Source organism: Kitasatospora sp. NPDC096204 (assembly GCF_044763205.1).
Taxonomy (GTDB): domain Bacteria; phylum Actinomycetota; class Actinomycetes; order Streptomycetales; family Streptomycetaceae; genus Kitasatospora.
On the sequence record NZ_JBIWFT010000006.1, the window covers coordinates 197,335 to 211,827 of the forward strand.

At 74.3% G+C, this 14,493-nt stretch carries 10 protein-coding genes; 9 read left to right on the forward strand and 1 reads right to left on the reverse strand.

What is annotated here, in order from left to right; all coding sequences use genetic code 11:
• The first annotated feature begins 263 nt into the window (after nt 1-263).
• The 4 genes from ACIQ87_RS09090 to ACIQ87_RS09105 all read left to right on the forward strand — a co-directional run bounded on the left by ACIQ87_RS09090 (nt 264) and on the right by ACIQ87_RS09105 (nt 6,013).
• Entirely contained in the window at nt 264-1,208 is a 945-nt protein-coding gene (locus tag ACIQ87_RS09090) for an ABC transporter ATP-binding protein (RefSeq protein ID WP_402403774.1), read from the forward strand.
• Entirely contained in the window at nt 1,205-2,602 is a 1,398-nt protein-coding gene (locus ACIQ87_RS09095; RefSeq protein ID WP_402403777.1) for an ABC transporter permease, read from the forward strand. Before ACIQ87_RS09090 ends, ACIQ87_RS09095 begins: the two co-directional genes overlap by 4 nt.
• Before the next feature lie 4 nt (nt 2,603-2,606).
• Nucleotides 2,607-5,357, forward strand: coding sequence for an alkaline phosphatase family protein (locus ACIQ87_RS09100; protein ID WP_402403780.1), 2,751 nt, complete (start codon nt 2,607-2,609; stop codon nt 5,355-5,357).
• 197 nt (nt 5,358-5,554) lie between these two features.
• The gene (locus tag ACIQ87_RS09105; protein ID WP_402403783.1) at nt 5,555-6,013 is read left to right on the forward strand and encodes a universal stress protein; all 459 of its coding nucleotides are present in this window, start codon (nt 5,555-5,557) and stop codon (nt 6,011-6,013) included.
• Nucleotides 6,014-6,054: 41 nt separating this feature from the next.
• Here the strand turns inward: ACIQ87_RS09105 and ACIQ87_RS09110 are convergent, their stop codons facing one another.
• The gene (locus ACIQ87_RS09110) at nt 6,055-7,104 is read right to left on the reverse strand and encodes a lactonase family protein (protein ID WP_402403786.1); all 1,050 of its coding nucleotides are present in this window, start codon (nt 7,102-7,104) and stop codon (nt 6,055-6,057) included.
• 268 nt (nt 7,105-7,372) lie between these two features.
• On the opposite strand from ACIQ87_RS09110, the gene ACIQ87_RS09115 reads away from it, so the two are divergent.
• From ACIQ87_RS09115 to ACIQ87_RS09135, 5 genes are all read left to right on the forward strand, one after another.
• Nucleotides 7,373-8,422 (forward strand): NAD(P)-dependent alcohol dehydrogenase, encoded by a 1,050-nt coding sequence (locus tag ACIQ87_RS09115; protein WP_402403788.1) that lies wholly within the window; start codon nt 7,373-7,375, stop codon nt 8,420-8,422.
• Nucleotides 8,423-8,485: 63 nt separating this feature from the next.
• Nucleotides 8,486-10,315 carry a glycoside hydrolase family 15 protein gene (locus tag ACIQ87_RS09120; RefSeq protein WP_402403791.1) on the forward strand — a complete coding sequence of 610 codons (1,830 nt, stop codon included), beginning with the start codon at nt 8,486-8,488 and terminating at the stop codon, nt 10,313-10,315.
• Nucleotides 10,312-11,679: a glucose-6-phosphate dehydrogenase gene (locus ACIQ87_RS09125; protein ID WP_402403794.1), complete on the forward strand. Its 1,368-nt coding sequence runs from the start codon at nt 10,312-10,314 to the stop codon at nt 11,677-11,679. The genes ACIQ87_RS09120 and ACIQ87_RS09125 overlap by 4 nt, the downstream gene beginning before the upstream one ends.
• Nucleotides 11,680-11,687: 8 nt before the next feature.
• Nucleotides 11,688-12,239, forward strand: coding sequence for a gluconokinase (locus ACIQ87_RS09130; protein WP_402403796.1), 552 nt, complete (start codon nt 11,688-11,690; stop codon nt 12,237-12,239).
• 815 nt (nt 12,240-13,054) lie between these two features.
• Nucleotides 13,055-14,422, forward strand: coding sequence for a serine hydrolase domain-containing protein (locus ACIQ87_RS09135; RefSeq protein WP_402403799.1), 1,368 nt, complete (start codon nt 13,055-13,057; stop codon nt 14,420-14,422).
• The last annotated feature ends 71 nt before the right edge of the window (nt 14,423-14,493 follow it).

Here is a 14,493-nt window from a genome sequence, read left to right on the forward strand (position 1 = left end):
TGCGCATTCGAGGCTTCGCCTTCCGCCCATGTTTGTCATGTTCACCGGGCTCCGCAACCGGTCCGGCGCGGGAGATCCAGCGAAACGATATCCGTTTTCATGTGAACCTTTCCACTCGGTGCGCCCGGAGGTGCCGCACCCCGGGAGGCGATCGCAGGACCGCCACAGCGCGGGCCGCTGCTGTTCCAGCGGTGTTCAACCGGGCGCTCCTGACGGCGGCAGGTCAACCCCCTAGGTTCCCTGGGGAACTGCGAGAAGGAGCCATGAAGGAAACCCAACCTGCCGTACGCGCCCGTGGACTGACGAAGTGTTTCGGCGACGTCGTCGCGCTCGACGCCATCGGGCTGGAGCTGACACCGGGGCGGATCCACGGGCTGGCCGGGCCGAACGGCGCCGGGAAGACCACCCTGCTCGGGCTGCTGCTCGGGCTGGCCGTCGCCGACGACGGCGAGCTGGAGGTGCTGGGCAGACCGGTCGGCCGGGCGCTGCCCGCGCCGCACGGGGTGGCCGGCTTCGTGGACGGGCCCGGGCTCTACCCCTCGCTGACCGCCCGGAAGAACCTCGCCGCCCTGGCGACGCTGCGCGGGCAGAGCGACCGGGCCGACCGGATCGACGCGGTGCTGGCCGAGGTCGGCCTGAGCGAGGTCGCCGACGACCGGGTGCGGGGCTTCTCGCTGGGCATGCGGCAGCGGCTCGGACTGGCCGCGGCGCTGCTCACCGAACCCCGGCTGCTGGTCCTCGACGAGCCCTCCAACGGCCTGGACCCGGCCGGCAAGCAGCACGTGCACGGGGCGCTGCGGCGGCTCGCCGCCGACGGCGTCACGGTGGTGCTCTCCAGCCACCGGATGGACGACCTGGAGGCGCTCTGCGACGAGGTCACCATCCTGGCGACCGGGCGGGTCCGCTTCTCCGGCCCGCTCGCCGAGTTGGCCGCGGAGCACCGCGAACTCGACCACCGGCTGCTCACCTCCGACCCGGCCGCCGCGCGCCGGGTGGCCGCCGGCGTCGCCGGGGTGCGGGTCCTGGCCGGAGCCGGGACGGGACGCGCGGTCGAGGCGCTGGTGGTGCGCGCGTCCGGGCCGGCCGTCGAGGAGCTGGTGGCCGCGCTGGTGCGCGCGGGCGTACGGGTGCGCGGGGTCGCACCGGTGGTGCCGCCCCTGGAGGCGGCGTTCCTGGCCCTGACCGAGCAGCAGGAGGACGGGCGATGACCGCAGTCGCAGTCGGCCGCACGGCGGCCGTCGTCGCCGCCGAACCCGGGGCCCGCCCGGTGCCGGTGGCCCGGGTGTACCGCTTCGAACTGGTCAAGCTGCTCTCGCAGTGGCGGACCAGACTGCTGATGCTGGCCTGCCTGACCGCCCCGGCGCTGTTCACCGCCGCCGTCGCCCGGCAGGGCACGCTGCCCTCCGACACCCTGTTCGGCCGCTGGATGCACGCCACCGGCTGGGCCGGGCCACTGGTGGTGCTGGGCTTCGCGGGCTCCTGGGCGCTGCCCCTGCTGACCTCCGTGGTCGCGGGTGACGTCTTCGCCGCCGAGGACCGGCTCGGGACCTGGCGGCACCTGCTGGTGACGGTCCGCTCGCCGCGGCGGATCTTCGCGGCGAAGGCCCTGGCCGGCGTCACCGTGATCGTGCTGCTGGTGGTCGCGCTGGCGGTCTCCGGCGCGGTCGGCGGTCTCGCCGCGGTCGGCGACGAGCCGCTGGTCGGCGTGGACGGGCACCTGCTGGCGCCGTCGGACGCGGCCGGGAGCGTCCTGCTGGCCTGGGCCTGCGCGCTGGCGCCCACCCTGGCGCTGGCGGCGCTCGGGCTGCTCGGCTCCGTCCTGCTGGGCCGCTCGCCGATGGGGCTGCTGGTCCCCGCGCTGGCGGCGGTCGCGATGCAGCTCGCCCAGGTGCTGCCGCTGCCGGTCGCCCTGCGCCTCGCCCTGCCCGGCTACGCCTTCGTCTCCTGGAACGGGCTGTTCGCCGAACCGGGCCGGCTCGACGAACTGCTGGTCGCCGTCGCGGTCAGCCTGGTCTGGGCCGCGGTCGCCACCGCGGCGGCCTACCTGCTCTTCGTCCGGCGGGACTTCACCACCGGCAGCGAGGACGGGGTGGTGGGGCGCCGCACGCTCTCCTACGGGGTGCTGCCGCTGGCCGGCCTGCTCGCGCTGACCACCGGCGCCGTCGCGGCGGCCACCCCCTCGACCGGCTCGGGGATCTCCCAGGCGAAGGTGCAGCAGGAGGTCGCCACCGTGTTCGCGCACCTGTACCGGCTGCAGACCGAACAGCTGCACCGCCCCGCCGTGACGGAGGCCGAGCTGCGGGCCGGCGCGGCCTGCCAGCGGGGCGACGGCCAGGTCGACCCGGAGGGGCCGGGCAACGACTGGCGCTGCGTGGTCACCTGGCACCTGCCCGGGACGGACGCGCCGGGGACGGCCGTCTACCAGCTCGACGTGGCCTCGGACGGCCGGCTGACGGCCGACGGCGACGGCCCGAAGGAAGTGAACGGCTACTTCCTGGTGCACACCCCGACCGGGGACGCACCGAACCCGCTGTGGCAGTTCGACGGTCAGGTCGCACTGCTCGCTTCCCCAACGAACGCACCGAACCCAACGAAGGGCTGACGCCATGCAGGTAACGCGTCGTCGACGCAGCCGGAACGAGCACGTGGTCCTCCTCGGCCGCCGGGTGGGCCGCCGGGCCGCACTCGCCACGGCCTGCGTCACGGCGGTGGCCGTGGCCACCGGCACCGCTTTCGCGAGCACCCAGCAGTTCGGCACCGACCGGGTCGGCCAGACCACCGCCGACGGCCTGGTGATCTCCAGCGACCAGTACCTCGCCCCGTACGGCAGCCGGCAGGTCATCGACAACGGCAAGATCATGGGCTCCGCGGTCAGCCCGGACGGCGGCCACCTGGCCGCCGCGGTCGCCGACGGCGACTCGGCCCTGGTCGTGGTGGACCTGAGGACCGGCAAGGTGCGGCAGCGCGTCGGCACCAACAAGGCCGACGAACTGCGCATCCCCAACGGCTCGGTCGGCCAGGAGTCCCCGGTCTACTCGCCGGACGGCAGGCAGCTGTGGCTGGGCCAGCAGGACGGCTACACCCGGTTCACCGTGCAGCCCGACGGCACGCTGGCCAAGCCGGTGGCGGTGCCGATCCCGGCCGACGGCGACAAGCACGCGCTGGCCTCCGGCGCGGTGTTCTCCGCCGACGGCTCGACCGTGTACGCGGCGGTCAACGGGCAGAACCGGGTGGTCGCGATCGACGCGGCGAGCGGCGCGGTCAGGCAGAGCTGGACGGTCGGCAACGCGCCGCGCGCCGTCGCTCTGGTCGGCGGCAGGCTGTACGTCTCGAACGAGGGCGGCCGGGCGGCCACCGCCGAGGACACCACGGTCAACTCGTACGGCACCCAGGTGCCGGCCGACCCGGCGACCGCCGCCACCACCACCGGCACGGTCAGCGTGATCGACCTCGCGTCCCCGAGCGCGGCCGTCGGCTCCATTCCCGTCGGCCTGCACCCGACCGCGCTGTACGCGAAGAACGGCGTGCTGTTCGTCGCCGACACCGCGAGTGACGAGGTGTCGGTGATCGACACCGCACACGACAAGGTCGTCCAGACCATCTCCACCAAGCCGTGGCCGGAGGCCTCCGTCGGCTACGAGCCGACCGCGGTGACGCTCACCGAGGACGGCCGTCTGCTGGTCACCCTCGGCCGGGCGAACGCGGTGGCCGTCTACCGCTTCGCCGGCGCGCAGGAGCCGGTGAGCTACGTCGGCCTGCTGCCCACGGACTACTTCCCGGCGGAGGTCGCCACCGTCGGCTCCAAGGTGATCGTCTCCAACGCCCGTGGCATCGACGCCCGGCGGCCCAACGGCACCGGCGCCCACAAGACCCACGACACCACCTCCAGCCTCACCTCCTTCACACTGCCGAGCGACAGGGAGATCCGCTCCCGGACGGCCGGGGTGTTCCGGCAGAACGGCTGGACCGACAACGCCGTCAAGCTCGCGAACGGCCACAAGGCGAAGGCCGAGCCGGTGCCCAGGCGGATCGGCGACCCGTCGCCGATCAAGCACGTCTTCCTGCTCGTCAAGGAGAACCGGACCTACGACCAGGTCTTCGGCGACGTCACCCGGGGCAACGGCGATCCCAAGCTGGCCCAGTTCGGCGCCGAGGTGACGCCCGACCAGCACGCGCTGGCCGAGCAGTTCGGGCTCTACGACAACACCTACGACATCGGCACCAACTCCGCCGAGGGCCACAACTGGCTGATGCAGGCGGACAATCCGGAGTACACCGAGTCCTCGGCCGGCGAGTACGAGCGCAGCTACGACACCGAGGACGACGCCCTGGGCCACCAGCGCTCCGGCTTCCTGTGGACGGGCGCGCAGGCCGCGGGCCGGACCGTCCGCGACTTCGGCGAGTTCCACCAGTTCCTGGACAAGCCCGCCGACGCCACCTGGCAGAACCTGTACTGCGACGCCAGGACCATGGACGAGACCGGGCAGGGCAGCGCCTACGCCCTCAGGTCCTCCTCGCCGATCCCCTCGCTCAACAGCGTCTCGGTGCCCGGCTTCCCGAAGTTCGACACCGACGTGCCGGACCTCTACCGCTACCAGATCTGGAAGCAGGACTTCGAGCAGAACGGCCCGGCCGACCTCAACATGCTGTGGCTCTCCAGCGACCACACCGGAGGCCCGGCGAGCCCGGCCGCGCAGGTCGCCGACAACGACCTGGCCACCGGGAGGATCATCGACGAGATCAGCCACAGCGAGTACTGGAAGGACTCGGCGATCTTCGTCGTCGAGGACGACTCCCAGGCCGGCCTCGACCACGTGGACGGCCACCGCGCCCCGATCCAGATCATCAGCCCCTGGGCGCAGCACGGGGCCGTGGACAGCCGCTACTACTCGCAGATCACGATGGTCCGCACCATCGAGCAGATCCTCGGGATCCACCCGATGAACCAGAAGGACAGCGCGGCCACCCCGATGACCACGGCCTTCACCGACCGGCCGGACTACACCCCGTTCGACGCGGTGCCCAACCGGACGGCGCTGACCGACGGCCTGAAGACCCCGCCCTCCTGCGGCCTCGATGTGCCCGGGCAGCAGGACCTTCGGGCGGCGGCCGCGCCGGCCACGACCGCGCCGCCGGCGGCGGAGCAGGCCGTCGCGGCCCGGTGGGACGCCTGGAAGTCGCAGCAGCGGCTGACCGGCCCGAACGCGGTGCCGGACCACGCCAACCCGGCGCAGATGGAGCACCTGGTCTGGTACCAGACGCACAACTGGACCACGCCGTACCCGGGCGAGGACGCGGTCCTCGCGCCGGAGGACGTGCCCGGCGCCTACCTGCCGTCGCCGGAGAACGACGGCTGATCCCGTACGGCATCAGGGCCCCGGGTCGCACTGGCGACCCGGGGCCCGCGCGCTCCCGGCCCGCGGCTCCACGCACCCGCCCGGACCAGCCGGACCGCGCACCCCGGGGTGGTCGGTACCAGGCTGGACCCGGAGCCCGGTGACGGCGGACCACCGACCGGTGCGATCCTCCGCCGCCGTCGAGTCGAGGAGGAGTCATGGCCGACCAGCCTGAGGAGAAGGGCCGCATCGTGGTCGGGGTGGACGGCTCGGAGTCGTCCGAGCGGGCGCTGCGCTGGGCCGTGCGCCAGGCGGAACTCACCGGCGGCGCGGTGGTGGCGGTGATCGCCTGGGAGTACCCGACGTACCACGGCGCGCGCGGCTGGTTCCCCCCGGCGGCCACCGACGAGCGGGAACTGGAGGGCCGGGCGCGCCAGGAGGCCGACCGGGCCGTCCGACAGGCCGTGGGGGAGGACCCGCCGGTCGAGGTGCGCACCGAGGCGCGCTACGGCTCCCCGGCGGGATCGCTGGTCGAGGCGGCCCGGGGAGCGGACCTGCTGGTGGTCGGCAGCCGCGGCCTCGGCGGCTTCAAGGGCATGCTGCTGGGCTCGGTGGCCCAGCACTGCACCCGGCACGCCACCGTCCCGGTCGTGGTGGTCCGCGACGAGGAGCGGTGAGCGGCCCACCGGCCCGGGGGCCGTCCTCGGGCGAGGAGGCCTCAGACGAAGAGCACCGTGGACGCCGACGGGACGGCCAGTGAGCCCACCCGGCGCGGGACGCCCGTCACGCCGTCCACGTCGAACCAGGTGACGTCGCCGGAGTGCTCGTTCGCCGCGTACAGCCGGGTGCCCGTGGGGCCCAGCACCAGGTCGCGCGGCCGGCGGCCCCCGCAGGGCACCGAGGTGAGCACCCGGGCCCGCTCGCCCGTCCCGTCGAGGGCGAGCACCACGATGGTGTCGGTGCCGCGCTCCGCCGCCCACAGGAACCGGCCGTCGGGGGAGACCACCGGGGCCGAGGGGGAGACCGGGCCCTCGACGCCGTCGGGGAACAGCGGGACCTCCGCGACCGGTTCGAGCGTCCCGGCCTCGGCGTCCCAGCGGCAGAGCGTCACGACGGGGCGCAGCTCGCCGAGCACGTACGCGTGCCGGCCCGAGGGGTGGAAGGCCAGGTGGCGCGGCCCGGTGCCGGGCGGCAGCGCGGTCTCCCCGTGCGGGGCCAGCCCGCCCGTGGCCGGGTCCAGGGCGCAGATCCGCACCGAGTCGGTGCCGAGGTCGACGCCGAGCACCCAGCGCCCCGACGGGTCGGGGAGCACCTGGTGGGCGTGCGGGCCCCGTTGGCGGTCCGGGTGCGGGCCGCTGCCCCGGTGGCGCAGTACGCCGCTCGGGGGCCGCGGGGTGCCGTCGGCGGCGAGCGGCAGCACGCTGACGCTGCCGGAGCCGTAGTTGGCGGTCAGCAGGTGGCCCCGGCTGACGCTCAGGTGGGTCGGTTCGTCCCCGTCCACCGGTACGGGGTCGCCGAGCGGCCGGGGCACCGGACCGGCGATGTCGTAGGCGGTGACGGCGCCCGGCGCGGTCTCCGAGACGGCGTAGAGCACCGGGCCGCCGTCCGCGGCCCGCCCGAGCGCGAGGTAGGACGGGTCGACGGCGTCGACGACACCGGTGGCGGTGAGGGCGCCGGTCTCGGGATCCGGCGAGGCCAGGACGATCCCGCGCCCGCCCGTCGAGGTGAACGACCCGATGAAGGCCCGCTCCGCGCCGCTGTCCGCCATCGCAACCTCCGCCGTCCGCCGTCCCGTCGTGCGCGCTCAGACGGTAGCAGCCACCCCCGCCGCGCCCGGGGCAGGAGCACGCGTTTTTTCACCGGAATGCACCGCTGCCGGGGCGGCCGGATCGCGCGGCGGCCCGATCCCCGGGAACGTGGGAGCCGTTGGCCGCGCGGCCGGTCACGGCCGCCCGGTGGGGCGGGATCCGTGCAGCCCCGTGCCCCGTGGTGGTGCGACAGCCCCGTGGTGGTGCGGCAACAGGAAGGACGGGCCAGTGAAGGCCTTCGTGATGAAGGAGATCGGGCGGGTCGGCTTCCTGGAGAAGCCCGTGCCGCGGCCCGGCCCGAACGACGCCGTGGTGCGCACGACCCGGGCGCTCATCTGCACCTCCGACTCCCACACCGTCAAGGGCGGCATCGGCCCCCGGGAGAACCTGACCCTCGGGCACGAGGCGGTCGGCGTGGTGCACGAGGTGGGCAGCGAGGTGAAGGACTTCCGGCCCGGCGACCGGGTGCTGGTCGGCGCCATCACGCCCGACTGGGGAGACCTCGCCTCCCAGAACGGCCACCCCTCGCAGTCCGGCGGGCCGCTCGGCGGCTTCAAGTTCGCGAACCTCAAGGACGGGGTCTTCGCCGAGTACTTCCACGTGAACGACGCGGACGCCAACCTCGCCGCGATCCCCGACGCCATCTCGGACCAGGACGCGGTCTACTGCGCCGACATGCTCTCCACCGGCTTCATGGGCGCCGAGCACGGCGCCATCCCGGTGGGCGGGACGGTCGCCGTCGTCGCCCAGGGGCCGGTCGGCCTGATGGCGACGGCCGGGGCCAGGCTGCGCGGCGCCGGCCTGGTCATCGGGGTCGAGTCGGTGCCCAGCCGGCAGAAGCTCGCGCGGACGTACGGGGCGGACGAGATCGTGGACTTCACCCGGGAGGACGTGGTCGAGCGGATCATGGAACTGACCGGCGGGCAGGGCGTCGACACCGCCATCGAGGCGCTCGGCGCGGACGCGACCTTCCAGACCTGCGTCAAGGTCACCAAACCGGGCGGCACCGTCTCCAACACCGGCTACTTCGGCGAGGGCGAGTTCGTCCGCATCCCGCGCGTCGAGTGGGGCGTCGGCATGGCGGACAAGACGATCGCGACGGGGCTCTGTCCGGGCGGCCGGCTGCGGATGGAGCGGCTCCTGCGGGTGCTCGCCGGCGGACGCCTCGACCCGTCGCACATGACGACCCACGAGTTCGCCTTCGACGACATGGAACGGGCCTTCGAGGTGTCGGACAGGAAGCTGGAGGACGTCGTGAAGGTGATGATCACCTTCTAGACGGCCCGCCGCGGCGTGCGTCCGCGGCGATCGAACCCCCCGGCGCTGCGGAAGCGAGGCGGCATGTACGACCCCGATCCACCGTTCCGGCCGGTCCGCCGGCGCAAGGGCTACCTGCCGCTGGAGGACCTCGGCCTGATCGGGAACGGCGCGACCGCCGCGCTGGTCGGCCTGGACGGCGTCATCCCGTGGATGTGCCTGCCCCGGTTCGACTCCGAACCGCTGTTCTGCGGCCTGCTGGACCACGCCCGGGGCGGGCACTTCACCCTCGCCCCGGAGGAGCTGGTCGAGGCCAGGCAGCGCTACGAACCGGACACCGGCGTCCTGACCACCGAACTGCGCTGCCCCACCGGCCTGGTGCGCGTCACCGACGCGCTGACCGTGCGCTCCGGCGCCGACCTCACCGACGACGCCCCCGCCGACCGCGGCGAACTGGTGCGCTCGGCCGTGGTGGTGGACGGAAGCGTCCGGCTGCGGGCGGAACTGGAGCCGCGCGGCGGCGCCCAGGCCCGGGCCCTGTTCAGCGGACTGGAGGTCCGGCCGAACCGGCGCCCGGACCTGCGGCTCCACCTGCGCTCCAACCGCCCGCTGAGCGGCCTGCGCAGCACCCACGAGCTGCGCCGCGGCGAACACCTGGACCTGGTGCTCTCCTGGGGCCGCTTCCACCGGCACCACCGCTTCGACGCCGAGGCGACCCTGAAGGGCACCGCCGAGGCCTGGCGCCGCTGGATGGGGCACTTCGCGTACGACGGCCCCCAGGAGCCCCTGGTGAGGCGGGCCGCGATCACGCTGAAGCTCTGCGACGACTGGGCCAACGGCTCGCTGGTCGCGGCGCCCACCTCCTCGCTGCCCGCGCCGATCGGCGGGATCCGCAACTGGGACTACCGCTACAGCTGGATCCGCGACGCCGCGTTCGCGGTGTTCGCGCTGCGCCGGATCGGCTTCCGCGGCGAGGCCGACGCCTTCCTCGGCTGGGTCCTCGACGCCTTCGAGGCCAGCCGGGGGCCCCGGATCATGTACGACCTGCGGGGCGGCCCGGTGCCGGACGAGGTCGAGGACGGCGAACTGGAGGGCTACCAGCGCTCCGCCCCGGTGCGCTGGGGCAACGGCGCGGCCGACCAGCGCCAGCACGACGTCTACGGCGAGATCCTGGACTGCGCCGACCAGTGGCTGCGGGCCGGCGGCGAGATCCAGCCCGGGCTGTGGGACGGCCTGGCAGGGCTGGCCGACACGGCCGTGCAGGCCTGGCGGCAGCCGGACCAGGGCATCTGGGAAGTGCGCAGCGAGGGCCGGGTGTTCACGTACTCGGCGGGCCTGTGCCAGGTGGCCCTGGACCGGGCCGCGCAGATCGGCGAGCGGCTCGGCCTGCCCGCCCGGACGGACCGCTGGCGCGCCTCGGCCGAGGAGCTGCGCCGGCTGATCCTGGAGCAGTCCTGGGACGAGGACGCCAGGACCCTCAGCGCCCACCTGGACGGTGGCGGCGCACTGGACGCGAGCCTGCTCGCGCTCCCGCTGCGTCAGGTGGTGCCGGTCGACCACCCGCGGATGGTGGCGACCGTCGCGGCCGTCTCCGAGCGGCTGTCGGCGGGCGGCGGGCTGCTCTACCGCTACCTGCACGAGGAGTCCCCGGACGGCCTGCCGGGCGACGAGGGCGCGTTCGTGCTGTGCAGCTTCTGGCTGGTCGACAACCTGGTCGGCCAGGGCCGGATCGACGAGGCCGAGGAGCTGTACGCCTCGCTGTGCTCCCGGGCGAGCCCGCTGGGGCTGATGTCCGAGCAGATCAACCCGTCCACAGGAGAGTTCATGGGCAACTTCCCCCAGGCGTTCAGCCACATCGGGATCATCGCCGGCGGCGTCAGCCTCGGCCGGGCGAGGGCCGGTGGGCGAGGATGATCGACCGGCTCGCGATCCTCGGCGCGACCGGGGACCTCAGCGCCCGCTTCCTGCTGCCGGCGCTGGCCGCGCTGCGGGCGGCGGGGCACGTCGGCGACTCGCTGCGGGTGACCGGGGCGAGCCGGGAGGACTGGGACACCGGGCAGTACCGCGCCTGGGCCGAGGAGCGGCTCGACCGGCACGGCGGGGACCTCCCGGCCGACGCCAGGAAGGCGGTGCTCGACGCCCTGGGCTACCGGCGGGCCGACGTCACCGACCCGGCCGACGTCGCCGCGGTGGTCGCCGGGCAGGGGCCGGTGGCCGTCTACCTCGCGCTCCCGCCGGCGCTCTTCCCGGCCGTGGTCACCGCCCTGCACGCGGCGGGCCTGCCGGCCGGCAGCCGGATCGTCCTGGAGAAGCCGTTCGGCGAGGACCTGGCGGGCGCGCAGGAGCTGAACCGGCTGCTCGCCGATCTGGTGCCGGAACAGGCGGTGTTCCGGGTCGACCACTTCCTGGCCATGACGACCGTCCAGAACGTGCTCGGCAGCCGGCTCGCCAACCGGGTGCTGGAGCCGATCTGGAACAGCACCCACATCTCCCACGTGGACATCGTCTGGGACGAGACGCTGGCGCTGGAGGGCCGGGCCGGGTACTACGACCACGTCGGGGCGCTCAAGGACATGGTCCAGAACCACCTGCTGCAGCTGCTCTGCCTGGTGGCGATGGAACCGCCGATCACGCTCGGCGAACGGGACCTGCGCGACCGCAAGGTGGACGTGCTGCGCTCGGTGCGGCCGCTGACCGAGCACGACGTGGTGCACCGCACCCGGCGGGCCCGCTACCTGCCCGGCCGGATCGGGGAGCGTGACGTCCCCGCCTACGTCGCGGAGGAGGGCGTCGACCCGGAGCGCCGCACCGAGACCTTCGCCGAGGTGGAACTGGAGCTGGACAGCTGGCGGTGGGCCGGCACGACGTTCCGGCTGCGCAGCGGCAAGGCCCTGGGCGAGGACCGCAAGGAGGTCGCGGTGCACTTCCGCCCGGTGCCGCACCTGCCGTTCGGCCACAGCGGGGAGGCCCGGCCCAACGTGCTGCGGTTCGAGCTGGAGCCGGAGGGGCTGGCCCTGGAGCTGACCGGCATCGGCGCCCACGCCCACGGACTGGCGCCGATCCTGCTGACCGCGGGGATGGAGCCGCCGAACCTGCCCGCCTACGGCCGGCTGCTGCTGGACGTCCTGAACGGGGATCCGGCGCTGTCCATCCGCGGCGACGAGGCCGAGGAGGCCTGGCGGGTGCTGGAACCCGTACTGACCGGCTGGGAGCGGGGCCTGGTTCCGCTGGACGAGTACCCGGCCGGGTCGCAGGGGCCGCCCGCGAAGTGGTGGTAGGCGCTCCGATGCCCCCGGGTGGTGAGCGCCGCACCCCGTGCGTCGTGGTCATGGGGGTGGCCGGCACGGGCAAGTCCACGGTGGCCAGGCTGCTCGCGGAGCGGCTCGGGGTGCCCTTCGCGGACGGGGACGACTTCCACCGTCCCGACTCCATCGCCCGGATGGCGGCCGGCATCCCGCTCGACGACGCGCGGCGCGGGCCCTGGCTGCGGGCGATCGGGCGGTGGCTGGGCGAACGGGACGCGGCGGGCGGCGGCGGGGTGATCACCTGCTCCGCGTTGAAGCGGCGCTACCGGGACACCCTGCGGGAGGCCAGCCCGGACGCCTTCTTCCTGCACCTGACGGGCAGCCGCGAGCTGCTGGCGGACCGGATCGGCGGGCGTACCGGTCACTTCATGCCGCGATCGCTGCTCGACTCGCAGCTCGCCGCGCTCGAACCGCTCCAGCCGGACGAGCGGGGCGCGGTGCTGGACGTCGGCCCGGCTCCCGGCCCGCTCGTCGAGGCGGCCCTGGAGCTGCTGCCGGGGCCGGGCGGTGTCACTCACGGCACACCCGATTGATTCCGTCGCGTTCCGGCACATCCGTCACAGGGGCCCGGGAAATCACTCGGATATTGCCGCGAATGATTGTTCGAGTGACTGGTGAGATCTGAACCTTGTATTTTCAGCCAAAGAATGTGCGCCCCTCATCGGCCGTTCCGGCCACGGCCGGGAGTCGCACCTGGGATTTTGGGGTTCCGATTACCGATGGAGTCGCTTTCCGTTCAATCGGTAGGGGTTGCGAGCGGCTGAGCCGCCGTGAAGACTGTTGCGCGTTCGTCGTCCGGACGTTCGGGACGGCAGGGATTGCGCGACTCCTCGGCCGCGCCGGCGCGTACCGCGCGGCGGGTGCGGGGGCGGATCGCGAATAAGGGGGATGGACATGCCGGATACGGCCATTGTGCAGGTGGGGGCCGGGAGAGCGGTCCGTCGACGGGGGACGGGTTTCTGTTGGATCGTTCCGGCGGGGTAGGGGTATTCGGCCGGTTCGCGGTTCACCGCGCGCCCTTGTGCGGGGCCGCCGTGCACCGCCCGGCGGAGGAATTCCGGTCGCATTCGCACCGCCCGCCCCGGGCGCGACGGTGCGTCCCCGGAACGGCTCCGCGTGGCCGGTACGGCGCGCGTTCGGCGGGTGCCCGGGGATTCCCGTTCCCGGGGCGGCCGGCCGGCGCGGGCCGGGCGTGCGCCGAATCCCCTCGTTCCCGCGCGTCCTGAAGCGGGCGCATCGAGCAGTCGGCACCGAAGGCCGCGGAATTCCCGCTGTGCCGCACACCAATCCGCAATTCCACCGCGGCGCCCGGCGCGCCCGCGGCCGAGAACCAGTGGGAGCTTCCGTCATGCCGTACGCCAGCCCGGCGCCCGCCCGAGAACGGGCGCCGCTCCTCCCGCGCGGCGAGCTGCAGCAGCGGCTCGACGCGCTCGCGCGCGCCCACCGGGTGCCCGGTGCCCAACTGGTGCTGGACACCGGCGCGGAGACCGTCGCCCTGCACACCGGGGTGGCGGACACCGGCACCGGGGAGCCGTTCACCGAGGACACCGCCGTTCCGGTGGGATCGCTCACCAAGCCCTACACCGCCGCCCTGGTGATGCTGCTCGCCGACGACGGCGACCTCGACCTCGACGACCCGGTGGCCGAGCACCTTCCCGAGCTGAGACAGCTGCCTGAAGTAACGATTCGTCACCTGCTCGGCCACACCGGCGGACTGCCCACCGGGCCGGACTCCGACGCCGCCGCCCGCACCACCGCGACCCGTTACCTGTCCGCCGTGTGCACCGCTTCGGACGCGCTGTTCCGGCCCGGGACGGACTTCTCCTACTCCAACGCCGGCTACGTCGCCGCCGGGCGCCTGGTCGAGACGGTGACCGGGATGCCCTGGCACGAGGCGGTGCGCGCCCTGCTGCTCGAACCCTTCGGCGCCGTACCGGTGTTCGTCGACACCACCGCACCCGGGCGGCCGGTCGCCACCGGGCACGCGCTCAACGCCGCGACCGGCCTGGCCCGGGCGGTCCGGCAGAACCTGGCCCCGCTGGAGGCCCCGGCCGGCGCCCTGCTGGCGAGCGCCGCGGACCTCGCCGCCCTCGGCGCCGCCCTGGTCGGCCGGGCCAAGGCGCTGCCCCCGGACGTCGCCGAGCTGATGCGCCGTCCCCAGCCCGGCGCCCGGCCCGGAGCGCTCGCGGACGGCTGGGGCGCCGGCGCGGCGCTCTACCGGCAGGACGGGCGGCTCTGGTGCGGCCACGACGGCAACGCCATGGGCACCTCCTGCCACCTGCGGGCCGACCCGGACAGCGGCGTCGTGGTCGCCTTCACCGGCAACGCCGGCGCTGCCACCGCCCTGTGGCGCGAACTCGCCTCCGAACTGCCGGAGTTGTCCGGGATACGGGTGCCCGCGGCGATCGACCCGGTGAGCGCCGCAGGACCGGTCCCGCTCGCCGAGGCCGAGGCCCTGGCCCAGTGCGCGGGCGACTACCGCAACGGTTCGATCCGCTACCGGGTCGAGTCGGCCGGCGGCGGACCGGCCACCCTCTCGGTGGACGGCGACCTGCCGCTCCCGCTGCGCTGCTACTCCGACCTCTCCTACGACCTGCTCGACCCGGACACCGGCCGCCCCGAGCCCGGCGGACGCTTCCACCGGGACGCGGCCACCGGCCGGATCGACCGGGTGCAGGTCTCCGGCCGCACGGCCCGCCGGGCCGCCGCCGACTGAACCGGCCGGCCCGCCGCCGTTCGCCCGCACTCCCGTATCACCGCCACACCGTTCCCCCGGGCCCGAGGGGC